The organism is Paenibacillus sp. Marseille-Q9583, from assembly GCF_976954365.1.
The window spans coordinates 1-24,197 of the sequence record NZ_CDRJTB010000032.1 but is presented as its reverse complement, the minus strand read 5'-3'; the positions used below and the strand labels follow the sequence as shown (position 1 = coordinate 24,197).

The 24,197-nt window shown below is 44.7% G+C and carries 27 protein-coding genes and 1 other annotated feature; of the genes, 1 reads left to right on the top strand and 26 read right to left on the bottom strand.

Annotated elements, in window-relative coordinates; genetic code table 11:
• Positions 1–259: 259 nt before the first annotated feature.
• From ACWNM1_RS15900 to cysE, 14 genes are all read right to left on the bottom strand, one after another.
• On the bottom strand, positions 260–859 hold the full coding sequence (locus tag ACWNM1_RS15900) for a class I SAM-dependent methyltransferase (protein ID WP_449601711.1): 600 nt from the start codon (positions 857–859) through the stop codon (positions 260–262).
• Positions 860–1,067: 208 nt separating this feature from the next.
• Positions 1,068–1,427: a 50S ribosomal protein L7/L12 gene (gene rplL, locus ACWNM1_RS15895; protein WP_036680508.1), complete on the bottom strand. Its 360-nt coding sequence runs from the start codon at positions 1,425–1,427 to the stop codon at positions 1,068–1,070.
• A gap of 66 nt (positions 1,428–1,493) precedes the next feature.
• A complete protein-coding gene (rplJ, locus tag ACWNM1_RS15890; RefSeq protein WP_042192187.1) occupies positions 1,494–1,997 on the bottom strand; it encodes a 50S ribosomal protein L10 in 504 nt (167 codons plus the stop codon).
• A gap of 64 nt (positions 1,998–2,061) precedes the next feature.
• Positions 2,062–2,214: a sequence feature (ribosomal protein L10 leader region), on the bottom strand.
• 67 nt (positions 2,215–2,281) lie between these two features.
• On the bottom strand, positions 2,282–2,974 hold the full coding sequence (gene rplA, locus ACWNM1_RS15885) for a 50S ribosomal protein L1 (protein WP_036680504.1): 693 nt from the start codon (positions 2,972–2,974) through the stop codon (positions 2,282–2,284).
• An 82-nt stretch (positions 2,975–3,056) separates the two neighbouring features.
• Positions 3,057–3,482 carry a 50S ribosomal protein L11 gene (gene rplK / locus ACWNM1_RS15880; RefSeq protein ID WP_042131235.1) on the bottom strand — a complete coding sequence of 142 codons (426 nt, stop codon included), beginning with the start codon at positions 3,480–3,482 and terminating at the stop codon, positions 3,057–3,059.
• A 75-nt stretch (positions 3,483–3,557) separates the two neighbouring features.
• The gene (gene nusG / locus ACWNM1_RS15875) at positions 3,558–4,091 is read right to left on the bottom strand and encodes a transcription termination/antitermination protein NusG (protein ID WP_036680499.1); all 534 of its coding nucleotides are present in this window, start codon (positions 4,089–4,091) and stop codon (positions 3,558–3,560) included.
• 21 nt (positions 4,092–4,112) lie between these two features.
• Positions 4,113–4,304, bottom strand: a complete 192-nt coding sequence (secE, locus tag ACWNM1_RS15870) for a preprotein translocase subunit SecE (RefSeq protein ID WP_036680497.1) — start codon at positions 4,302–4,304, stop codon at positions 4,113–4,115.
• 20 nt (positions 4,305–4,324) lie between these two features.
• Positions 4,325–4,474, bottom strand: a complete 150-nt coding sequence (gene rpmG, locus ACWNM1_RS15865; RefSeq protein WP_076099620.1) for a 50S ribosomal protein L33 — start codon at positions 4,472–4,474, stop codon at positions 4,325–4,327.
• A 391-nt stretch (positions 4,475–4,865) separates the two neighbouring features.
• The gene (gene sigH / locus ACWNM1_RS15860) at positions 4,866–5,510 is read right to left on the bottom strand and encodes an RNA polymerase sporulation sigma factor SigH (protein WP_036680496.1); all 645 of its coding nucleotides are present in this window, start codon (positions 5,508–5,510) and stop codon (positions 4,866–4,868) included.
• Positions 5,511–5,668: 158 nt separating this feature from the next.
• Entirely contained in the window at positions 5,669–6,190 is a 522-nt protein-coding gene (locus ACWNM1_RS15855) for an NYN domain-containing protein (protein ID WP_076286854.1), read from the bottom strand.
• Positions 6,191–6,192: 2 nt separating this feature from the next.
• The gene (rlmB, locus tag ACWNM1_RS15850; RefSeq protein WP_042131237.1) at positions 6,193–6,957 is read right to left on the bottom strand and encodes a 23S rRNA (guanosine(2251)-2'-O)-methyltransferase RlmB; all 765 of its coding nucleotides are present in this window, start codon (positions 6,955–6,957) and stop codon (positions 6,193–6,195) included.
• Positions 6,958–6,994: 37 nt separating this feature from the next.
• Entirely contained in the window at positions 6,995–7,429 is a 435-nt protein-coding gene (locus tag ACWNM1_RS15845; RefSeq protein ID WP_449601709.1) for a Mini-ribonuclease 3, read from the bottom strand.
• Positions 7,426–8,835 (bottom strand): cysteine--tRNA ligase, encoded by a 1,410-nt coding sequence (gene cysS, locus ACWNM1_RS15840; RefSeq protein WP_449601708.1) that lies wholly within the window; start codon positions 8,833–8,835, stop codon positions 7,426–7,428. Before cysS ends, ACWNM1_RS15845 begins: the two co-directional genes overlap by 4 nt.
• A 49-nt stretch (positions 8,836–8,884) precedes the next feature.
• Positions 8,885–9,577 carry a serine O-acetyltransferase gene (gene cysE / locus ACWNM1_RS15835; protein WP_042192199.1) on the bottom strand — a complete coding sequence of 231 codons (693 nt, stop codon included), beginning with the start codon at positions 9,575–9,577 and terminating at the stop codon, positions 8,885–8,887.
• 133 nt (positions 9,578–9,710) lie between these two features.
• On the opposite strand from cysE, the gene ACWNM1_RS15830 reads away from it, so the two are divergent.
• Positions 9,711–10,109: a hypothetical protein gene (locus tag ACWNM1_RS15830; RefSeq protein WP_449601706.1), complete on the top strand. Its 399-nt coding sequence runs from the start codon at positions 9,711–9,713 to the stop codon at positions 10,107–10,109.
• Here the strand turns inward: ACWNM1_RS15830 and gltX are convergent.
• The 12 genes from gltX to ACWNM1_RS15770 all read right to left on the bottom strand — a co-directional run bounded on the left by gltX (position 10,089) and on the right by ACWNM1_RS15770 (position 23,779).
• Positions 10,089–11,552 carry a glutamate--tRNA ligase gene (gene gltX / locus ACWNM1_RS15825; protein ID WP_449601705.1) on the bottom strand — a complete coding sequence of 488 codons (1,464 nt, stop codon included), beginning with the start codon at positions 11,550–11,552 and terminating at the stop codon, positions 10,089–10,091. The two genes, ACWNM1_RS15830 and gltX, sit on opposite strands and share 21 nt — an antisense overlap.
• Before the next feature lie 53 nt (positions 11,553–11,605).
• Positions 11,606–12,094, bottom strand: coding sequence for a 2-C-methyl-D-erythritol 2,4-cyclodiphosphate synthase (gene ispF, locus ACWNM1_RS15820; RefSeq protein ID WP_449601704.1), 489 nt, complete (start codon positions 12,092–12,094; stop codon positions 11,606–11,608).
• Positions 12,091–12,789 carry a 2-C-methyl-D-erythritol 4-phosphate cytidylyltransferase gene (gene ispD / locus ACWNM1_RS15815; protein WP_076286858.1) on the bottom strand — a complete coding sequence of 233 codons (699 nt, stop codon included), beginning with the start codon at positions 12,787–12,789 and terminating at the stop codon, positions 12,091–12,093. The genes ispF and ispD overlap by 4 nt, the downstream gene beginning before the upstream one ends.
• Positions 12,790–12,884: 95 nt before the next feature.
• Positions 12,885–13,973: a PIN/TRAM domain-containing protein gene (locus tag ACWNM1_RS15810; protein WP_339267430.1), complete on the bottom strand. Its 1,089-nt coding sequence runs from the start codon at positions 13,971–13,973 to the stop codon at positions 12,885–12,887.
• A gap of 179 nt (positions 13,974–14,152) precedes the next feature.
• Positions 14,153–14,890, bottom strand: a complete 738-nt coding sequence (gene pssA / locus ACWNM1_RS15805) for a CDP-diacylglycerol--serine O-phosphatidyltransferase (protein ID WP_449601703.1) — start codon at positions 14,888–14,890, stop codon at positions 14,153–14,155.
• Between the two features lie 64 nt (positions 14,891–14,954).
• Positions 14,955–16,031: a DNA integrity scanning diadenylate cyclase DisA gene (disA, locus tag ACWNM1_RS15800; RefSeq protein WP_449601702.1), complete on the bottom strand. Its 1,077-nt coding sequence runs from the start codon at positions 16,029–16,031 to the stop codon at positions 14,955–14,957.
• Between the two features lie 14 nt (positions 16,032–16,045).
• Positions 16,046–17,413, bottom strand: coding sequence for a DNA repair protein RadA (gene radA, locus ACWNM1_RS15795; RefSeq protein ID WP_042131247.1), 1,368 nt, complete (start codon positions 17,411–17,413; stop codon positions 16,046–16,048).
• A gap of 192 nt (positions 17,414–17,605) precedes the next feature.
• On the bottom strand, positions 17,606–20,074 hold the full coding sequence (gene clpC / locus ACWNM1_RS15790; RefSeq protein ID WP_042131248.1) for an ATP-dependent protease ATP-binding subunit ClpC: 2,469 nt from the start codon (positions 20,072–20,074) through the stop codon (positions 17,606–17,608).
• A 35-nt stretch (positions 20,075–20,109) separates the two neighbouring features.
• Positions 20,110–21,174: a protein arginine kinase gene (locus ACWNM1_RS15785; RefSeq protein ID WP_042131249.1), complete on the bottom strand. Its 1,065-nt coding sequence runs from the start codon at positions 21,172–21,174 to the stop codon at positions 20,110–20,112.
• Positions 21,175–21,202: 28 nt separating this feature from the next.
• Positions 21,203–21,727, bottom strand: a complete 525-nt coding sequence (locus ACWNM1_RS15780; RefSeq protein WP_042192214.1) for a UvrB/UvrC motif-containing protein — start codon at positions 21,725–21,727, stop codon at positions 21,203–21,205.
• Between the two features lie 30 nt (positions 21,728–21,757).
• A complete protein-coding gene (locus ACWNM1_RS15775) occupies positions 21,758–22,219 on the bottom strand; it encodes a CtsR family transcriptional regulator (RefSeq protein ID WP_042131251.1) in 462 nt (153 codons plus the stop codon).
• A gap of 387 nt (positions 22,220–22,606) precedes the next feature.
• Positions 22,607–23,779, bottom strand: a complete 1,173-nt coding sequence (locus tag ACWNM1_RS15770; protein WP_449601701.1) for a GNAT family N-acetyltransferase — start codon at positions 23,777–23,779, stop codon at positions 22,607–22,609.
• Between the last annotated feature and the right edge of the window lie 418 nt (positions 23,780–24,197).

The following is a 24,197-nucleotide window of genomic DNA, read 5'->3' as shown; positions in this document are numbered from 1 at the left end:
ATCCAGTAGATTTGCCCAAAACGTACATATTATACGTCACCAAGCAACAGTTTATGCGCTATTATCTATTACCGCGTAACACTCGCTACGCCAGAGCATAGAGAACCAATTCGCAAAAAACTTGCCGTACGGCTTGCGCTAGCCGGCGACAATATATCGCTTGACATTTTCAGCAAACTAAAGACATGGAGCCTATCTTAATACTGACATTTTATAATAATACCATTATCACTATCACATGTCAATAACCTATTGATTTTTATTTTTGAGCTTTAATAATACGATAACCTTTATCTTTGCCCACTTCTTCTACATTTGAGAACAATCTTTCAAGTTTAGCTACCGCTGATGGAGCGCCCTGCTTCTTCTGAATGACAATCCACAGAAATCCACCCTCATTTAAATGCTCATAAGCTTCTTCAAAAATCTGATGTACTACAGCTTTTCCTGCACGTATCGGAGGATTGGTAAGAATCACATCGAACTTTTGTTGTTCATTCAATGCGCCGAGCACATCGCTTTCCATTACCGTAACATTCCGGATTCCATTGTGCTGGGCATTTTCACGCGCAAGTTCTACCGCACGACTATTAATATCAATCATCGTAACTTGCCCTTTGGGGGCTAGGTATGCTGCACTTATGCCTATCGGTCCATATCCGCAACCCACATCAAGCACTGCTGAACCGTCCGGAATATCCATAGCTTCAATGAGAACTCGACTACCGTAATCGATGTCTCCTTTAGAGAACACACCCGCATCACTTGTGAAGCGAAAGCTTTTGCCTCTTAGAACGGTGTCGATGGTACGTCTGTCATGACGCACTTCCGGTTGCTGCGAATAATAATGTTGCGACATCTCTATCCTCCCTTTCCTTAATGTTAATAGTTTGTATTCACACAACCCTACTAACTCTATCAAGCATAAACGCCTCTGATGTCCTTATAAGGACGGTAAGCTTTCAGAGAAATATAAAGATAAAGTATAGTATGAAACTTATACTTTCTTATATTTTTATAAAATAAACCCCTTGAACAAGTTCAAGGGGTTTTCAGTATAGAAGGAATTACTTCACTTCTACAGCTGCGCCTGCTTCTTCCAATTTTGCTTTAGTAGCTTCGGCTTCGTCTTTGCTTACTTTTTCTTTGATTGCTTTTGGTGCGTTGTCTACAAGGTCTTTAGCTTCTTTCAAGCCAAGGCCTGTGATTTCGCGAACGATTTTGATAACGTTGATTTTGGAAGCGCCAGCGCCTGTCAAAATTACGTCAAATTCGGATTGCTCTTCAGCTACTGCTGCTACCGCACCGCCAGCTGCTACTGGAGCTGCTGCTGTTACGCCGAATTCTTCTTCAATTGCTTTAACCAGGTCGTTCAGTTCCAATACGCTCATGCCTTTAATTGCTTCCAAGATTGCTTCTTTACTCATGATTGAACCTCCATTTATAATTTAAATTTGTTTGTGGTATTGATTTATGCTGCAAGAGCCAAAGGCTTACGCGCTTTGTTCTTCTTTTTCAGCAACAGCTTTAACTGCAAGCGCGAAGTTGCGCATTGGAGCTTGAAGTACGCTAAGCAGCATGGACAGCAAACCATCGCGGGATGGAAGCTCAGCCAGTGCTTTCAATTGGTCCGCGTCGATGACACGTCCTTCTACTACGCCGCCTTTCAATTTCAAAGCGTCGTTTTTCTTGGCGAAATCGTTCAAAATTTTAGCTGGAGCTACTGCATCAGTTGTGCTGAATGCGATAGCTGTTGGACCAGTCAAAACTTCATCCAACTCAGTCAACTCAGCCGCAGCAGTTGCGCGACGTAGCAATGTGTTCTTCAGGACTTGAAACTCAACGCCAGCTTCACGAAGTTGCTTACGCAGTTCAGTCACTTGGGAAACGTTCAATCCACGGTAGTCCGCTACAACAGTCGAAAGACTGTTTTGCAGTTTCGCAGTAACAACGTCAACCGCATCCTGTTTTGCTTGAATTACTTTTGCATTTGCCAATGTATACACCTCCTGAAAATTTATGTGTCGGCGTCCTTTCCAAGGAAAGCATCACCGCTCCTACGCAGGCATTAGAAAAGCCTCCGCAGAATCACGAAGGCTTGATAAAACGAAAGTTATACGAGCGAGCTCGTTACTTCTTGTTTCTATCACAACACCTCGGTAGGGAATTAAGCACTAAGGCACCTACTGTCTACGGTAAGCATATTCAAGGTTAAGATTGATACCTTAAGTTTCACAACTGTTATAGATTATCAAAATTGACTCAAAGAGTCAACCCTTATTTATCTGAAGACGGTTGTGTTCACACGAGCGCTAGGACCCATTGTGGAAGAAATCGAGATGCCTTTAAGGTATACACCTTTAGCAGCAGCTGGTTTCGCACGGTTCAAAGCGTCGATAAGAGCTTTAAGGTTATCGTTCAATTGTGCAGCATCAAAGGACACTTTGCCGATTGGCGCGTGAATTTGACCTGCTTTGTCAAGACGATATTCGATTTTACCGGCTTTGATTTCTTGCACAGCCTTGGAAACATCGAATGTAACTGTGCCAGCTTTAGGGTTAGGCATAAGACCTTTACCACCAAGCAGACGACCCAGTTTACCGACTTCACTCATCATATCAGGTGTAGCTACGCAGACATCAAATTCAAACCAGCCTTGTTGAATTTTGTTGATCATGTCTTGATCACCAACAAAATCCGCGCCAGCAGCTTCTGCCTCTTTCGCTTTTTCACCTTTTGCAAATACAAGCACGCGTTGTGTTTTACCAGTGCCGTGAGGCAGGACAACAACACCACGAACTGCTTGGTCTTGTTTACGCGGGTCTACACCCAGACGAACTGCTGCTTCAACGGTTTCGTCGAATTTTGCAGTCGCTGCCTTTTTCACAAGCTCTACAGCTTCTGAAGGCTCGTAAGTCGCTTCGCTGTTGATCAGCTTAGCAGCTTCTTGGTATTTCTTACCATGTTTAGCCATGAAAATGTTCCTCCTTTGTGGTGTTAGCGGAAATTCCTCCCACATACTTGCGGGTCACGAATGACCGATTCTTCGAAAACTACTAGTCTTCGATTGTGATACCCATACTGCGAGCAGTACCTTCAACCATACGCATTGCAGCTTCTACAGATGCAGCGTTAAGGTCTGGCATTTTTGTTTCAGCAATTTCACGAACCGCAGCGCGGCCGATTTTTGCTACTTTTTTCTTGTTTGGTTCGCCGGATCCTTTTTCTACTTTAGCAGCGATGCGAAGCAGAACAGCAGCCGGAGGAGTTTTAGTGATGAACGTAAAGGAACGGTCTTCAAATACTGTAATTTCAACCGGAATGATCAAGCCAGCCTGGTCGGCAGTACGAGCATTAAATTCCTTACAGAATGCCATGATGTTGACACCTGCTTGACCTAACGCCGGACCTACTGGAGGCGCTGGATTCGCTTTCCCTGCAGGAATCTGCAGTTTCACCATTTTAATAACTTTTTTAGCCATGAGTGACACCTCCTTGCAAAAATAGTGGTCTTCGAACGCCAATGGCGCTCTCCCACAAGAAACCCTTAGCTTATGTTATATTTTCTCCACTTGAGTGAAATCCAACTCTAGCGGGGTTTCCCGTCCAAACATGTTCACATGCACTTTGATCTTGCTCTTATCAGCCAAAATTTCTTCCACGGATCCCACAAAATTCGCAAACGGACCAACCATAATACGTACGGATTCCTTGATTTCGAAATCAATCTTCGCTTTAGGTTCAACCATGCCCATATGCTTCAGAATTTGTTCTACCTCTTCCGGAAGCAAAGCTGTTGGTTTAGACCCTGAGCCTGTCGAACCAACAAATCCAGTAACGCCCGGAGTATTGCGGACAACATACCAGGAATCATCAGTCTGAACCATTTCCACCAAAACATAACCCGGGTAAACTTTACGCATAACGGTTTTTTTCTTACCGTCTTTGTTTACGATTTCTTCTTCCATAGGAACAAGAACGCGGAATATTTTGTCTTCCATGCCCATGGACTCAACGCGCTTTTCCAAATTGGCTTTGACCTTATTCTCATACCCAGAATAGGTATGAACGACATACCATCTTTTTTCCATATCAAGCCACCTGGGACCTCTCTAAATAATCGCTTCAATCACAGCGGAAATACCGATGTCCAGAACCCAGAAGTAAATAGCGACAACTACAATTGTACCGAGAACGATCAATGTATAGTTGGTCAATTCTTTACGACTTGGCCAGCGAACTTTTTTGAGTTCACTCCAGCTCTCAGTGAAAAAGGAAAACATAGACTTGAAACTACGTTTCATGCCGACTACACCTCCACAGACTATCTGGTTTCGCGATGAGGAGTTTGCGAGTTACAATACTTGCAAAATTTCTTCATCTCCATGCGGTCGGGGTGATTTCGCTTGTTTTTGGTAGTCGCATAGTTTCTTTGTTTGCAACTTGTACAAGCCAAAGTGATAATTACCCGCATGATGTGCACCTCCCGAGACGTCCTTCTAACAATACAATTAGAAGACGTAAATATTGATCCTAAAAAAAGCCGCGAATTTAGGCCTACCTAAAACACTTTAGCATAATGTCAAGGTCTGTGTCAACGAAAGAATTCCGTTCTGCACTGGGTAATTTCGGGTGTTATAGTCATATGGCCGTACCCTGTCCTTGGGTCTATCTCTTCCTCACACTTCGCTGTCTTCCTTATCATTATGGGGCATTCCGACTGTGTATAAACCTACCCTCAACGGCAACGACTAAAATCGACTCAAATAGAAATTTATGGTGTTAGCTCTTAATTCTACCTAAGCAATTTCATGAGACTAAAAAAAAGAACTCGATGTACGAGCCCTCTTGTGTTCATTATATCATTAATTGTCACGCACTTCTAGATATCTTTCTAATTTCCGCTTTACTCGTTGTAAAGCGTTGTCAATAGATTTTACATGTCGCTTCAGATCTTCAGCAATTTCCTGATAAGATCGTCCGTCTAAATACAACATCAGAACCTTACGCTCTAGGTCACTTAAAATCTCCGCCATCTTATCTTCAAGTCCAATGAATTCTTCTTGATTGATAATTAACTCTTCTGGATCTAGTACCTGAGTTCCACAAATGACATCCATAAGCGTCCGGTCGGAATCTTCATCATAAATGGGCTTATCCAAAGAAACATAAGAATTGAGCGGAATATGCTTCTGACGCGTGGCCGTCTTAATAGCGGTTATAATCTGACGTGTTATGCAGAGCTCAGCAAAAGCCTTGAATGAAGAGAGCTTGTCACCTTTAAAGTCACGAATAGCCTTATATAGACCAATCATTCCTTCTTGAACAATATCTTCACGATCTGCCCCGATCAAGAAATAAGAGCGGGCTTTAGCACGTACAAAATTACGGTATTTATTAATTAAGTGTTCCAATGCGCCACTGTCGCCACCACGGAAAGCCTCGACAATATCTTCATCACTTATGAAATCATACTCGGATAGCATTATTTCCTTGAGGTCGACACTCACCAAGAATCCCCCCGGCTGCAACGCAAGACACATCGTTACTTCGCGAAATATAGGATCAGTATATATTATGTTACCTTACACCGTCAACCGGATTTGTCCAAAAACAATCTGGAATAGCATAAAATGGAATAAAAATATTACCTAAATCTTTCCTATTGTCACTGCCTACGCCAATTTTCCAGTTTACTCCGCACATCAGGAGGCAGTTTGTCTTCCAAAGAATGACGTGTAGAACTGATACTTCCCGGTTCGATAGCTTTTTTAACTTGTTTCTGGTTCTCTTCAATTTCTAGGTGCAATTCTCTTGCAGAAATCCGCAGTGCACCTTGGGCGAAAATAATATGTTGCTCCACAAAGTCACTCGTTGCAACATAGATTTGCCGACGTCGGTTGCTAAATTCTCCAACCAATCGCTCGATGCATTCATCTGCGGTTTCTTTTTCCTTGGTGAAAAACACCTGGACTTTGCCCTGGACAAATGACCGACCCAATCCTGGAACGCGATATGCATCAAACACAGCAATAACTCGTCGTCCTGAGTAAGCCTGATAATCAGCCAGCAAATCCATCAAGCGGTCGCGTGCTTCCTGCATACCAATCTGGGACAGTGCCGCAAGTTCCGGCCAGCCACCGATCATATTGTACCCGTCCACAAGCAGCACATCGCGCCAGTCGGCCATAGTTATCCCTGCTGTTGCCGAAGGCGTACCACTTCATACATAATGACTCCTGCGGCAACAGAGGCATTTAATGAATTGATCTTTCCGGCCATCGGCAGCTTAAGTAATACATCACATTTTTCACGAATCAGGCGTCCCATCCCTTTATTCTCATTACCGATTACAACAGCTACCGGTCCTGTGAAAATATTGGATCCAAACAGATTCTGATCTGTATCCACATCCGTACCTACTACCCAGACTCCCTGCTCTTTCAGACGATCAATGGTCTGACCTAGGTTAGTGACCCGCGCAACCGGAACATATTCCACGGCGCCCGCCGATGTTTTGGAGACGGTAGCAGTAATCTGAGCCGAACGACGTTTAGGTACAATTACCCCATGCACTCCAGTACAATCTGCTGTCCGCAGAATGGACCCCAGGTTATGCGGATCTTCGATCTCATCCAGCAAAATCAAGAATGCAGGCTCTCCTTTGGCTTCAGCTGCAGCCAGCAGATCATCTACCTCGACATAGGCAAAAGGTGCGGCTTGAGCAACTACCCCCTGATGTTGAACTCCAGGAGCAAGTTGATCCAGCTTACGCTTGTCCACATGCTGAATGACAATCCCCGCTTTACGTGCTTCAGCGACGATTGGTGCGGTCAGATGCTTCTGAGCCGTTTCTGCAATCCATATTTTATTTAATGTACGACCCGCACGAAGCGCCTCAAGCACTGAATGCTTCCCAGCCAATATTTCCTCTTCTGTCTTCAAATCTTCTTCCATGTTCACTTCTCCTATTCTCTATTTCGCAAAAGCCTTATCACGCCTGTTTCAACATAAACTGTATGCCACTGTTCACAATTTCTTGTATTCTCTCCTGTTGACCTGTGTAGTATAAGTAACCTATCAGACACTCAAAAGCAGTAGCATGACGGTATTCAAGCACATCTGCATTCTTAGGAATACTTCCCGATTTAGCATTTCTCCCCTGACGGGCGACATCTTTTTCCTCTTCTGTGAGACTTGGCTCCAAAAATCCAAGAATTGCACTCTGCGCCTTAGCGGAAACAAGTCCTGTAGCAGAGCGATGCAAATGGTTTGGGCGCAAATTCGGAAGAGATACTAAATACTGGCGAACTGACACTTCGTAAATGGCATCTCCTACATAGGCAAGCACAATTGGTGAGAGGAGTCGCGCAGGTTTGGAAGGCTCGTAAGGAAACCACCCGTTCTGAAACTTGCGTTCCTCACTCATTTCCGCCGCCACCGCATTCCTTGTGGAGTATCCTCAAGCAATATGCCCAAGCGGCCTAATTCATCACGGATCTCATCGGACCGGCTCCAGTTCTTATTCTTACGTGCTTCAACCCGCTCTGCGATCAATCGTTCAACTTCTTCACTCGCGATTTCTTCTTCTTCATGCTCAGGTGTCAGACGCAGCACAGCATTCATTTCCCCAAAAGCTTGCAATAGCGCAGCAAAATCAGCTGGGGCTGCCTCACTATTCGCAAGGGTATGGTTTGCAAGACTCACCCAATCAAACATAGCGGTGATCGCATCAGGGGTATTAAAGTCATCCTGCATTCTAGCATGAAAATTGGCCACAATAGCAGATAACTTATCATTAATCTCTAAGCCGACCTCACCCTGAGCACCTTCAGCAGCAAGTTCAAGACGATGCTTAACGTTACTTTCTGCAAGTGAGATACGTTCTACGCTCTTTTCAGCTGAAGTCATGGAATCCACCGAGAAGTTCAACGGATTACGATAATGGGTCGATAGCATGAAATAACGAATAGTCCCAGCTTTAAATTGCCCACGGATATCTTTCACAAGCCAACCGTTACCCAATGATTTCGACATTTTTTCATCACCGATGTTGATAAATCCATTATGCATCCAGTAATTAGAGAGTGGCTTACCCGTCAGAGCTTCTGTCTGAGCGCATTCGCATTCATGATGCGGGAACTGCAAATCTTGTCCACCCCCGTGGATGTCCATCGTATCCCCCAAGAACTCTCTTGCCATGGCCGAGCATTCAATATGCCAGCCTGGGCGTCCATTTCCCCATGGGCTCTGCCAGTACACTTCACCTGGTTTTGCTGCTTTCCACAGCACAAAGTCCTCAGGTTTCTCTTTCCGTGAGTCTACCTCCACGCGAATACCAAACTGTAATTCATCTAGATTCTGACGGGACAGCTTACCATAGTCTTCAAATTTGGAAGTACGGTAGTATACATCGCCACCACTCTCGTAGGCATACCCTTTTTCCTCGAGCTCTTTAATGAATCCAATGATCAGCTCCATGCTTTCTGTTACCCGCGGATTCAATGTTGCCGGTTTTACTCCAAGCCCTTCAAGATCCTCACGATAAGCATTAATGAAAATCTCAGCAACCTCTGCTACTGAAGTGTTCATTTCTTCTGCTTTGCGTATCAGTTTATCATCTACATCTGTGAAGTTCGTAACATACCGTACCTCATTGCCGAGTTGCTCCAAATAATTCCGGACCATATCAAAAACAATAATAGGTCTAGCATTTCCGATATGCATATATCCATAAACGGTTGGACCACATACATACATTTTCACTTTGCCCGACTCTTGGGGCACAAACTGCTCCTTGCTGCGTGTCATTGTGTTGTAAATTTGTAAAGCCATTCTATTCCAACCCTTTCTGTTGTCCCGATTCCATAAGTACCGGATATGCTTAAATTTCGTAATCACCAATGTACTGCTGAGTTTCGACTAGCCGCTGCGCGGTCTTTTGCTTATCTTCTTCGCCAAGCTTCTCTCTGATCTCTTCGATCTCTTTTTGCAGAAAGCGAAGGGAATCTACAAGCGGGTCTGGCATCTTGGTATGATCCAGGCGATCGGATACACGTTCACCGTTACGTTTTACTACACGGCCCGGATTTCCTACTACTGTACTGTTATTTGGAACTTCACGCAGCACAACCGCATTCGAACCTATATTTGAATTGTCGCCGATACGAAACGATCCTAATACCTTCGCACCAGAACCAATAACTACATTGTTGCCAACTGTGGGATGGCGCTTACCTTTTTCTTTCCCTGTCCCCCCAAGTGTAACACCTTGATAGATAATAACATCATCACCGATTTCACAGGTTTCTCCAATAACAATTCCCATACCATGGTCGATAAACAGCCTATTTCCGATGACAGCTCCGGGATGGATTTCAACACCGGTCATAAATCTGCTAAACTGCGAGACCATACGGGCCATTGTATACCAGCGGCGTTTGAAAAAAGAATGGGCAATCCGGTGACCCCAAATGGCGTGCAACCCTGCATATGTGAAGACAACCTCGAACCAGCTGCGGGCAGCGGGATCGTTATCAAATACCGCCCGAATGTCCGACTTAATATGCTTAAACATCACGGTTCCTCTCTTCTTGACTCCCCCATCTCCCGTTTACAGGTACACAAGGAAGGTATTGTCTCCAATCCATCATTCTTATCATACATATGCTGTGGGTGTTTGCTTGGTTTGTTATATTAGAAAAGATACCTTGAAACAAAAAAAGCCCCTGCAGCATAAAGCTGCAGAGACGTTTAACCGCGGTTCCACTCTGCTTGAACGAATCAAACAGACTGCTGTTGTTACCATCGGCAGAGTTCCTTCGTTCCACTTGGCATCATTAACGGCGATGTACCCGGCGCGATCTAACGAGCCTTTAGGATCGTTCAACCGTGCAGCTCACAGGCGCATGTTCTGCCCCGGACAAATGAATAACTCCCAGCCCGAAAGGGTATCCCTTTCTCGGTTATTCTCTCTGGCAATTGCCTTTATGGACGTACTTCTCCTGATCACAGCTATTATCATATGGTTCTATCTTAGCGTAAAAGATAAGGGACTGACAAGAGCCTTAATGATAAGTAATACTACCTTAAGCTCCTTTAATTTGTGATTTCAAACGTTCGATGACACGGTTTTGGCCGAGCAAAGCAATCGTTATATTAAGATCACGTCCGTGCGTTTGTCCGGTCAAAGCCACACGTATCGGCATAAAGAGCGCTTTGCCTTTGTGCCCTGTTTCTTTCTGCACTTCCTTGATCAGTACAGCCATATTACTAGCACTGAAATCCTGACAAGCTTCAACCTTAGCTAGGAAAGCAGACAAGACTTCAGGCACTTGGCTTTCCGCCAGAACCTGCGCCGCTTCTGTTTCTAACTCCAGATGGCTGCGGAAGAATAGTTCAGATAGCTCTACGATATCGGAGGCAGAGTTCATCTGCTCTTGATACAGTGCTACAAGGCTTTCTGCCCATGCCTGCTGCTCATCATTCAGCTCAGCCGGTATTTTCCCCGCTTTTTGCAGATGTGGAATCGCTAATGCCGAGATCCGTTTAGGATCAGCATGCTTAATATAGTGATTATTTAGATGCGCCAGCTTGTGCTTATCGAATACAGCCGGACTTTTGGACAAACGGTCCGCATCAAAAATAGAAATAAGTTCTTCTTTACTGAAGATCTCCTCTTCTCCCTCTGGCGACCAGCCCAGTAGAGAAATGAAGTTAACCAAAGCCTCAGGCAAGTAACCCAATTCATCATATTGCTCAATAAATGTAATTACAGATTGATCCCGCTTGCTAAGCTTCTTATGGTTGTCACCGACAATCAGTGTCATATGACCAAATATTGGGGGTTTCCATCCAAGAGCCTCATAGATCATAAGCTGACGTGGTGTGTTGGAAATATGATCTTCCCCACGTAGTACATGGGTGATAGCCATCAAATAATCATCAACAGCTACCGCAAAGTTATAGGTCGGAATTCCGTCCTTCTTCACGATAACAAAATCACCCATTTCTTTCGTATCAAAAGAAATAGTACCTTTTACGATATCATCGAACGTGTACGTACGATCTTCTGGTACACGGAAGCGAATGCTAGCTACTCGTCCCTCAGCTTCAAAGGCAAGGCGTTGTTCTTCCGTCAAATCACGGTGTTTGCCGGAATAACGAGGGGTTTCTCCACGTGCAGACTGTTCTTCACGTTCTGCTTCCAGTTCTTCCTCTGTGCAGTAGCAGCGGTAAGCCAAACCTTTATCCAGCAAATCCTGCCAATATACACGATATAGGTCAAGACGTTCAGTCTGGCGGTAAGGTCCGTACTCTCCGCCAACATCAACACTCTCATCCCAATCCATGCCTAACCATTTCAAATACTTAAGCTGGCTCTCTTCGCCGCCTGCGACATTGCGCTTCACGTCTGTATCTTCAATTCTGATAATGAATTTACCGCCTTTATTACGGGCGAACAGATAGTTAAACAGCGCCGTTCTGGCGTTACCTATATGTAAATGTCCCGTAGGGCTCGGTGCGTAACGCACCCGGACTTGATCCGTCATTATATTCCCTCCGCTTCATATGGTTAAAACTTAGATTTGCTACTTAGACCATCTCAAGATGATATCACATCTTGGAGTAGACAGACAATAGATTGTGCGGCAATTCCTTCACCACGACCGGCAAAACCAAGCTGTTCAGTAGTCGTAGCTTTAACGTTCACCTTGGACGGGTCCGCGTGAAGCGCACGAGCGATAATCTCCGTCATTTGTGGAATGTATGGCGCCATCTTTGGTTTTTGGGCAATAATCGTTGAATCGATATTTCCAAGCTTATAACCTCGCTCGATAGCAAGTGCCCACACTTGTTCTAATAATTTCAAGCTATCCGCGTCCTTAAACGCTGGATCTGTGTCCGGAAAATGTCTGCCAATATCACCAAGTCCTAGTGCGCCTAGAATCGCGTCACTTACTGCGTGCAGCAGCACATCGGCATCGGAATGTCCTATTAATCCTTTTTCATAAGGAATCGTAACGCCTCCAATAATACAAGGCCTTCCCTCAACCAGTTGATGTACGTCAAATCCTTGTCCTACAGCGATCATGATTGTCCCTCTCCCCTGTTTCTTTCTGTGAATTCTGCAAAATCCAAATCATCTGGCGTCGTAATCTTAATATTTCTGTAGCTTCCCTCTACCACAGAAACCGGAATACCAGCACGCTCTGCCAAGCTGGAATCATCAGTACCTAGAAATCCATCCCGCTCCGCGGCCGCATAGGCATCCAGCAATTCAGAAAGACGAAAAGTCTGCGGGGTTTGAATCGCCCACAGACTTCGCCGATCCGGCGTAGACAGTACTTTGCCTTCGTTATCTACCTGTTTGATCGTATCTTTGACTGGTACAGCAAGAACTGAAGCACCGATCTGCTTCGCTCGCTCGTAACATGCCTCAATTTCATTCGGCTGCACAAACGGACGAACACCATCATGTACCATTACCCACTGTGTCGTAAGTTTCAACAATCCTTTATGTACGGAATGCTGACGCTCAGATCCACCAGGCACTATAGCCTTAACCTTGTCCAGCTTATAGAGCTGTATCCATTCCCGGCAGCGCTCAATATCTTCCTTACCGGTTACGAGCACGATTTCAGAAATCAATTCGTGCTGCTGAAATACTTCCAGCGTATGAACGATGATTGGTTTACCCTGCAGTAACAGATATTGCTTGCTCTCTACAGTCCCCATTCGCGTTCCTCTGCCTGCCGCCACAATGACGACGCCCACACCGTTTGACATTACTCAGGCTCCTGTCTTTCACGTATATTCCCATCATAACGTGTTTGGCGGGCATTTCCAACCCATAGGACATTTGCCGTGCACTTTATCTACGCTTATTGTGCTTTTTCCAAGAGCTTTGGCTTCGCAAATATCATCCGTCCAGCTGAAGTTTGAAGCACACTCGTGACGAGTACCTCCATCGTAGTTCCGATATATTCCCGTCCGCCTTCCACAACGATCATTGTTCCATCGTCTAAATAGGCTACGCCTTGTCCATGCTCTTTGCCATCCTTAATGACCTGAACTACGATTTCCTCACCAGGCAACACTACGGGCTTCACGGCATTCGCAAGATCATTAATATTCAGGACTGAGACTCCTTGTAATTCGCAAACCTTATTCAAGTTAAAGTCATTGGTAACTACTTTACCTCGCAGTACCTTCGCTAACTTCACCAGCTTACTATCCACCTCAGAGATCTCTTCAAAATCTCCCTCGTAAATTAATACCTTCACATCGAGCTCTTTTTGAATTTTATTGAGAATATCAAGTCCTCGCCGTCCGCGATTCCGTTTCAGTAGATCGGAAGAATCTGCGATATGCTGGAGCTCCTCAAGTACGAATTCCGGTATGACTATCGTGCCCTCAATAAATCCGGTTTTGCAAATGTCGGCGATCCGACCATCAATAATAACGCTTGTATCGAGGATTTTATGCTCCTCCAGGCCTCTACCTTCCGGCTCAGCCGCTTGTCCCCAGCGTCCAGTTGTCCAAAGTGCAGCTAGTTCCTCTTTTTTCTCCAGACCGATCCGCAGTCCCATATATCCAAAAGCTAACGTAACGGGTACCTGCAGCAACTGCCCAGCTTTACCAAGCCAAATCATCGCAGGATATAACAGAAGAGATAGCAAAAGCCCCCCTGTAAGTCCAGCTGCACCTGCAGCCAATTCATTCATTGGTATACGCGAACAGTACAGAACCGCCTCCCGCAGTTTTGAACCTCCCCATTCCGCGCATAAAGACCCCGCAAACAAAAAAATAATGGCACCCAGCACCGTAAATAAAATGCTTCCCTCTACAGGTAAACTTTCACTTAGCTTTTCCATCCCCTTGGGGAATCCTTTTTCAAGCGCATGGTATAGCGAAAAACCAGACCAAGCACCACATATTAAAGCAAAAGACAATATCACTTTTTTCCACATAACCTAACGCACCTCCTTTTTATTCATCCTTGAATGATCTATACCTCACCAGTATGTTCCAATTTTCAAGACGATAAACTCGGGGTAGCGCTGGAATTGCAAAAAGGCTTTGCCACCCCCTAAGGACGACAAAGCCTCTAGCCAAAATTATATTAGTTCAACCTTACTACAAGACTGCTTTAACCGTTCTTCGAGTGATACACTTTATCTTCAGAACGTCTTCTACGACGGTGACGGCGTCTGGCTGTCAATCGATCGATGTTTTGTTTAAAACCATATAACGCGTAAATCCCAAGTAAGACGAAGATTAGCTTAGCAATTTGTTCAGGGAACACAACAGCTACAGCCACGGCAACAACAATGACTAGTGGCGCTCCGACAACCACTTTCTTAGGTAATCCAACCTTCTTGAAATTAGGATATTTAACAGTGCTGACCATCAAATACGATAAGAGCAATGTAGCCACGATCATAAATGGAGCAGAAACATCTTTATTAAAAAGAGCTAGTGTGGCAAGTACACCACCAGCAGCAGGAATTGGCAATCCGATGAAATAACCAGGAACCCCTGGAAGAACATTAAAGCGAGCAAGGCGCAATGCACCAAACACCGGGAAAATTGCAGTTACTGTCCAGGCTAATGCAGAATTTAAATCATGCAGGCTTGAGACGTACATAATAACAGCCGGTGCTACTCCAAAAGAAACGACATCAGACAAAGAGTCCAATTCTTTACCAAATTCACTCTCACATTTAAGTGCACGAGCAACTCGGCCATCCAATCCGTCTAACAGCATAGCAATAATAACCATGATAGCGGCCATGCTAACTTTACCGTCAAACGCCATCATGATACCAAACATTCCGAGCATCAAGTTACCTATCGTAAAAAGACTCGGAATTGATTTTTGTATCATTTCTTCACCTCAATTTTCTCACATTGGCCTTAAACAGCTCCAATATTACGTGATTGTATGTTATTTACATTTGCCTGTCAATAAGAACTTGCTTCTGTAAACGTTTGAGCCCATCCTGAATATTACGAGCCCGCACCTCCCCAATTCCGTCCACTTCATCCAGTTCAGCTATGGTTGCAGACATCAAATTAGGCAGCATTTCAAACCGCTCCACCAGATTATGAATGATCACATTTGGAAGCCGCGGAATCTTGTTAAGCAGACGATATCCACGCGGAGTAACCACCTCTTCGGAAGAAATTGCCGTAGAAGAGTAGCCCAGCAATCGAGCAATATGGTTGTCATCCATTAGGTCATCATCACTAATACGTTTGAGGCCGGCAATAATTTCACGAATTTTATCTTCTTGCTCTTCCTTAGCATAGTCTCTGTATAAGAGCCATGCTTCTTCCTCTGTATTTCCAACCAGTTCTTCCATCTGCATGCTGATTAAGCGCCCTTCGTTGCCTAATTCATTTATATATCGTTTAATCTCCATTTTTATGCGTAGAACCATTTCTACCCGCTGAATCACTCCGACCACTTCGGCCACGGTTACGATTCCCTCATACTCCGAAGCAGATAAATTCGTCAGTCCTTGTGTAAGAACCGCTTTGTACTTTTCGAGGGTCTGAATCGCTTGATTAGCTTTAGCCAAAATAGCTCCGATTTCTTTTAATGCATATCGAATGGAACCTTGATACAGGGTAATGATATTGCGGCGCTGTGAAATAGAAACAACCAGTTTACCTGTTTGCTTCGCTACGCGCTCGGCGGTCCGGTGACGAATGCCTGTCTCGATTGAAGAGATGGACGAATCCGGAATTAGCTGTGTATTTGCATACAAAATGCGTTTCAAATCCTCGCTAAGAATAATGGCACCGTCCATTTTGGCGAGCTCATATAAATAATTGGGCGAAAAATCGCAGTTAATGGAGAATCCTCCATCCACTACCTCCATCACCTCAGGACTATATCCAACGACGATTAGTGCTCCCGTCTTAGCGCGCAGCACATTCTCAAGACCTTCCCGAAAGGGTGTCCCCGGTGCCGCCAGTCTGAGCAGATCATTCATATTCTCTAATTGGTTATATTCTTTCATAATCCCTGTGCCCCCTAATCTAACGCGACCGATAGTGCATCTGCTACGGTACTGACGCCAATAATCTGGATATCTTGCGGGTGCTTCCAGCCCTTCAAACTTTTCTCTGGCATGATCACCCGCCGGAAGCCTAGCTTCGCGGCCTCCTTCACACGCATTTCCGCGCGTGAAACACCTCTTACTTCACCTGTAAGTCCTACTTCACCGAAGAAAACATCGTAAGGTTTTGTTGAAATATCACGAAAGCTGGAAGCGATACTAACAGCTACTGCTAAATCAATCGCCGGTTCATCCAGCTTCACTCCTCCAGCAACATTAAGGTATGCATCCTGATTTTGCAGGAACATGCCCATCCGCTTCTCAAGTACAGCGATAATGAGTGCCATCCGCTGGTGATCCATACCTGTGCACACCCGGCGTGGGGAGGGGAAATGAGTGGCAGCGATAAGAGCCTGAAGCTCAACAAGCACCGGTCTAGTCCCTTCCATACTAGCCACGACTGTAGATCCGGCTACGCCGAGTGGACGCTCCGATAAGAAGAGCTCCGATGGATTTTCTACTTCTGTTAGACCCACTTCACCCATTTCGAAAATGCCGATTTCATTCGTTGAACCGAAGCGGTTCTTTACAGCCCGCAGGAGTCTATACGTATGATGCCGCTCTCCCTCAAAATACAGCACACAATCCACCATATGTTCAAGCATCCGTGGGCCTGCAATAGCGCCTTCCTTGGTGACATGCCCAACGAGAACTGTAGCAATCCCCCGAATCTTAGCGATACGCATAAATCTTGTCGTACATTCCCGAACCTGGGTCACACTGCCTGGCGCACTAGTTACTTCTGGCATAAATACAGTCTGAATCGAATCGATAACAAGAAATTGCGGCTGAATTTGTTCAATCGCTTCTTCTATGCTTTCCATATTCGTCTCACATAGTACATATAGCTCAGCTGACAACGCACCGAGGCGATCCGCACGTAGTTTAGTTTGCCTTACCGATTCTTCGCCCGAAATGTACAGCACTCGCAATCCCTGAGTTGTCAGAGCATGCGACGTCTGTAATAAGAGCGTAGATTTACCGATTCCTGGGTCTCCCCCTACTAGTACCAGCGATCCTGGTACGATCCCCCCACCGAGAACACGGTTAAGCTCACCTATACCTGTCAGTATGCGCGGTTCCTTGTCACTTTCTATACTTATGATCGATTGTGCCTTTTCTTTACTATGAAAAATAGGGGCATTCATTCCCTGTGTTTTGACTACGCTTTCCGTTTCCTCCACCATGGAGTTCCAAGCTTGGCACCCGGGACATTTTCCGAACCATTTTGGCGATTCGTATCCACAATCGGTGCAAAAAAATTTAGTTTTTGGTTTAGCCATTTGTTCTCCTTACGGTCCGAACTTTTAAATTGCGGATATTTTCTTCTAATGAAAGTTTACCATTTCTGCCCCTTTAACGAAAGGTCATTCGGAATTTGTACTAAATGTATATTTTTAAGTGATAAATTTATATTAAAAAAGCCTCCGCCCCTCTATAAACTGAGGAGCGGAAGCTTTTTTAATTCCGTTTTTTTATTCGGATTCTACTTCTTTTTCAAGCAATGGCGCTACAGGAGCATCCACTTTATTCACTACAAGTTCTCCGCCAACTTCATCAATGTTGAGCGAATCACCCTTTTGGATATTTCCTCGGAGCAATTCCTCGGAAAGACGGTCTTCAATATGCTTCTGAATCGCACGACGTAATGGACGTGCACCAAAGGCTGGGTCGTAACCTTCCTTAGCCAGGAAAGCCTTCGCCGCATCCGTGAGAACGAAATCAACATCATATTCACGCAGCCGCTTGCGCAACTCATCAGACATCAATGTAACGATTTCAGCAATATGCTTCTCATCGAGGGAATGGAAGACGATGATTTCGTCAATCCGGTTCAAGAACTCAGGACGGAAGCTCTTCTTAAGCTCTTCCATAACCTTGCCCTTCATATTACCGTATTCTGCTCCAGCATCTTGCACAGCTGTGAATCCAAGTGTCGAATTCTTCTTGATCGCTTGTGCGCCTACGTTAGAAGTCAGAATAATTAATGTATTACGGAAATCGACTACCCGTCCTTTAGAGTCAGTTAAACGACCATCTTCAAGAACTTGCAGCAGAATGTTGAATACTTCTGGGTGCGCTTTTTCAATTTCATCAAGCAGCACTACAGAATAAGGTTTACGGCGTACCTTCTCAGTTAATTGGCCACCTTCTTCATAGCCAACATATCCAGGAGGGGCTCCGACTAAGCGGGACGTGGAGTGCTTCTCCATGTATTCCGACATATCAATACGAATGACCGCATTCTCATCGCCGAACATGGCTTCAGCCAATGCACGAGCCAACTCAGTTTTACCTACACCAGTAGGACCGAGGAAGATAAAGGAACCCATTGGACGTTTCGGATCTTTAAGACCCGCACGCGCACGGCGTAGTGCCCGGCTAACTGCCTTAACAGCTTCGTCCTGACCGATCACTCGTTCATGCAGTAAAGCCTCCATGTTAAGTAGACGGTCGGTCTCCTCTTCCTTCAGCTTGCTTACAGGTATACCCGTCCAGCTAGCTACAACCTGTGCGATGTCTTCAGGTGTAACCTCTGAATCCGTGCGACCCTGTTTTTCTTTCCATTGATTCTTAGTCGTATCAAGCTCTTCACGGATTTTTTGCTCTGTATCACGCAAGGCCGCCGCTTTTTCAAACTCTTGACTCTGCACTGCGGAATCCTTCTCCTTACGGATATCATCCAAGCGCATTTCAAGTTCCTTCAGATTTGGCGGGATGGTGTAAGAGTGAAGCCTTACTTTAGATCCTGCTTCATCGATAAGGTCAATCGCTTTATCTGGCAGGAAACGATCCGGGATGTAACGATCGGACAACTTCACTGCTTCCACTATAGCTTCATCCGTAATCTTCACACGGTGATGCGCTTCATAACGATCGCGAAGTCCGAACAGAATTTGGACTGCTTCTTCTGGAGATGGCTGATCCACCGTAATCGGTTGGAAACGACGCTCTAATGCTGCATCTTTTTCAATATATTTACGATATTCGTCAAGCGTAGTCGCACCAATGCACTGAAGTTCTCCACGGGCTAAAGCCGGCTTCAGAATGTTAGATGCGTCAATCGCACCTTCCGCGCCACCAGCACCGATCAGCGTATGAAGCTCATCGATAAAGAGCACGATATTACCTGCTTGACGAATCTCATCCATAATTTTCTTGAGGCGGTCTTCAAACTCACCGCGATATTTTGTTCCAGCCACTACTGAGCCCATGTCGAGCGTCATGACGCGTTTGTCGCGAAGTGTTTCTGGGATTTCATTATTGATAATCTTTTGTGCAAGTCCTTCAGCGATAGCTGTTTTACCAACACCAGGTTCACCGATCAGTACCGGGTTATTCTTAGTCCGGCGACTCAGTACCTGAATAACACGTTCAATTTCTTTACTACGGCCGATAACTGGATCTAGATTGCCCTCCTTAGCATAGGCGGTCAAATCGCGCGCAAGACCATCTAGGGTCGGTGTGCTGACGTTAGCCGGAGTCCCGCTATGACTAGAGGCAGCCTCGCTGCTTCCTAGGAGCTGAAGAACTTGTTGACGAGCTTTGTTCAAGCTGATGCCGAGGTTATTAAGCACACGAGCCGCGACACCTTCCCCTTCACGGATAAGTCCAAGCAAAATATGCTCAGTGCCAACATACGTATGACCCAATTTGCGGGCTTCGTCCATCGACAGCTCAATCACTTTTTTAGCGCGAGGAGTATAAGCAATGTTCGTAGGCTGTTCTTGACCTCTGCCAATCAGTGTCTCCACTTCGTCCTGGATTTTTTCAAGACCTAGCCCTAAAGCTATTAATGCCTTAGCAGCAATGCCGTCTCCTTCACGAATAAGTCCGAGCAAAATATGTTCTGTACCAATATTGTTGTGTCCTAAACGAACAGCTTCTTCCTGCGCCAGCGCTAGCACTTTTTGTGCGCGTTCCGTAAATCTTCCAAACATCATATCTCCTGCACCTCCATGAATAATAAATATCTATATTAATGTTGTGTTCCCAGTGTTTCTCGGAGCAGTTTTGCCCGATACATATCTCGTTCAGTAGCGTTCAGCTCATCGCCGAACATCTTTTGCAGAAATCCTGGCTGTGTCTTAACGTTAAGTTCATTAAGCACTGAAATCGAAAGACCTTCCAGAATGCCAAGGTCAACCCCAAGTCTCACATCAGATAGGCGTTGAGCAGATTCTTTAAGCTCCATAAGAGCTGCATAACATAAAATTCCGTAAGAACGCTTCACTCGGTCTGTTATTCTCAGGGCGGAATCAACAAGCAACCGTTCACGTGCATTTCGCTCATGCTCAATAATCTGGGTAACTACACTGTGAAGGTTCTCTATAATTTCACTTTCCGTTTGACCGAGGGTGATTTGATTAGAAATTTGAAAGATGTTCCCTACTGCTTCGCTACCCTCACCGTAAATTCCTCTTACAGTCAATCCCACTTGGTTCACTGCAGACAATATGCGATTGATCTGATGAGTCATTACAAGCGCTGGTAGATGCAGCATTACCGAGGCACGAAGCCCAGTACCAACATTGGTGGGACAACTAGTCAAATATCCTCTTTTATCATCAAAAGCGTAATTAACAGCTGCCTCGAATATGTCATCGATCGCCGTCGCACGTTCCCATGCTTCTCTGACCTGAAGACCAGGAAACAGACATTGGATTCGCAGATGGTCCTCTTCGTTAATCATGATACTGACCGACTCATCTTCATTTAATAAGACAGCCGCACTGCGCGAATCATTAGCCAAGTTAGGACTGATTAGATGCTTCTCAACCAGTACCTTTTTGTCCAGTTCATTCACTTCATCAAGCTTTAGGAGTTGAAAAGATCCGAAATCTGCAGCTGCTTCCTCATGAAACACAGGAGCCAGTAGCTCTAATACTTCTTCCGATTGCTCTAAGGAAGCCAGCATTGGGAACGGAAGATGCTCTAGATTACGGGCAATACGCATACGACTGCTAATTACAATCTCGGAGTGACTACCTCCAGAACGCATCCAATCACTAAGCGCTTGTTCAGTAAATCGGAGACTTGACATGTCATATCCCCCCTATATATCAAAGACTTTACTCTTGTGCTATTTCTTTTTCAAGTTTACGAATCTGATCTCGCAGCTCCGCTGCTTTCTCGAATTCTTCTTGTGTAATACTTTGCTGTAATTCCTGCTTGAGTTCATCAATTTGGCGTCTAAACACAATCTGAGCTCCTGCACGTTTCGGAATCTTACCTACATGTGAAGTACTGCCGTGCACTCGCTTAAAAAGCGGGTCCAGTGCGCTGTTAAAATATTCATAACAGGAGCTACAGCCAAAACGGCCTAATTTGCTAAACTGGGAGTAAGTCATCCCACAATTCTCACATTGCAGACTCTGCGTTGTCTTCGTTGCAGCCGACTTCTCCTTGCCGGCACCTTCAAGATCAAGCAGACCTGAGAGCAGACTGTGAATAGAGAATCCTCCAGCCGTTCCGGGAATGAGTTCACCCTTCTCCCGTGCACAGCTCTCGCAGATATGAAACTCCGTCTTCTCTCCATTCACGATCTTAGTGAAGTGGAGTGTTGCCGGCTTGACGCCACATTCCTGGCATTGCATAAGCGAAAGCCCCTCCCTTATGGTTGACAATTATTTGCCTAACAAAGAGATTAACATCGCCTTCATAATCTTGGCACGAATCTCATCCCGGTATGGAATCTTAACCGTTAGGCATTCCCGAGAAACAGCAGCGCGCATAAGGCACGCTTCACGCTTACTTAGAAAACCAGCTTCCTCCAGCTGATAAATCAGCCCTTCAGCAGCGTTCTGATCAATCCCGCCACCTATAGTATGGTTTAAATGGGCATGCAGTGCCACGTTTGGTGGTAATTCAAAACGTTGAATACGAATATATCCCCCGCCACCACGCTTACTTTCCACCACATAACCTTTTTCCAGAGTAAAGCGTGTACTGATGACATAATTGATCTGTGACGGTACGCATGAGAACTGGTCCGCCAGGTCATTTCGCTGGATTTCCACCGTACCTTCGGGACTTTCATGCAAAATATTCTTCAGATATTGTTCGATAATATCAGAGATATTGCGCATCACTCATCCTCCAGTGCTTAAATCTTTATAATACCGATTGCAACTTGCATTCATAATGACAATGGTCTTTAATTGAACTTAAACATTTGTGGATAATCCCACGTGTTCAAAGGATCGGATCGCTGTCATTAAGCTTCGTTGACTTTGACTTTCTTTGACTTTTTAATATTATAACATATTCTGTGCTAATTCCAAGTGGATTCTCTTATTTTTCACTTTTTTCAGCGAATGTATTCGGAAATAAAGAACTCTCCCAACTTCTTTCGAAGGGGAGAGCCTAATTTTTGTCAAGAATAAACGCCTTCGGTATCCTTATTAGGACGATAAGCGTTTATGCGAGAAATATAAGGATAATGTATAGCGTGAAACTTATACTTTCTTATATTTTTAAAAATGATCAAATAAAGCTGTCTGTGCTTGTGGAATAATTTCTTCAAACCATTCCAGTGCTGCTGCGTGGCCAGAGACACTTCCATAACGAGCCATCTCTGTTGGTCGTTTGTATCCAAGCATCAAGGCCGTCAAAGTGCCTATATCACAGCTCAAGTCTGCTTCCGCCCGTTCCCCTTCCACTCGTGTCAAAGTAGCCGAGCCCTCATTAGAGATATTCCATGCCCATAACCCATCATTCCAAGCTGCATACTTATCTTCGATATATATAAGCTGCTTCTTTTGACTACTGTTTCCTCTGAAGGTGTAAGTTTCAATGAATGACTTGGCATTAACAATCCGCCCCATAAAATAAGGATAATTCTCTTGTCCTATACGTGGATCTGGCAGCAAGAAAGGTAACATATCATCCGAAGGCACCAGCTTTAAGGATGCACCGGTCACCATCGAATCATGGTTCGCAAGAAATGTCCACAGCCCCTGCCGAGCTTGTTCATTCAAAAAAACAAATTCATCAATGACCAGTTCTCTGTTCTCTACCTTATACAGCACATATCCCTCTGGTTCACCACTCTTGGAGTAAAAAACCGCACTCTTTCCTTCATCATCTAGAACAGAGTTCTCCCACCAACCCAAATCGCGCTTAAGTGTCCCGTTATAACTGACAGCGAATCGATTGTATAGGCTATCCAACACGTCGATATCTTTGATATCCCGTTTAACCTTGCCCTCAACTTCAACCTTTTTGGGAAACTTCGCTACTGGAATAGAGTATTTCTTATATTCACAATAAACCTCCCAGCCAAATTTACGATAAAACGGAATCAAGAACGGGTGTAGAAAAGAGAGCTTTTGACCTGCCTCATTCATCGTATGCAGCGCATGAGACAAAAGATTTGCCACATGTCCTTGTCTGCGGTTCTCTGGCCATGTAGCCACTCCTGCTATACCACCCATAGGTACCACTCTGCCCTGTATGTAGACTTGGAAAGGAATAATCGTCAATTTAGCTTCCAATGTTCCGTCCTCAAAAGCACCCCATACCTGTTCAGGCTTGAATCTTTCCTTAGCACTTGCCCTTTTTTCACTAGGAAGCTTGTACTGAAAAGCATATTCTGACAAGTTCATGCTTGCATCGAATTCTTCTGAACGTAACTGTCTTATTACCACAAACTCACCTCATCCTTTATAAAATTACTTTTAGGATAAGTATAACAAGAGCGTCAATTGTGCGCTAATCTATTGCATTATTTATAACTTTATTTTTAGTTATCCACAGCTCTATGCGGTTTTAAAAATAGTCTTGAAATCTTGTCACATCCAAGTTAAAATAGTTATCCACTTATCAATAGCTCTATCCACATAATCCCGTCTATATCCACAGCAACCCGTGTACTACTTAGGTTTTCTGTTGACAGATCCATATAAATATGTATTTAATCCACAATATTTAGGGCTCATTTCTCTTTCAATCATCTATCCACATGTGCGTAACTTTTCTGCAAACCCAAAAGTTTATCCACAAGTTTTCCACAGTCTATAATAAACGCAAAAAAGCCACTGTCGATTACTCAACAGTGGTCTAATT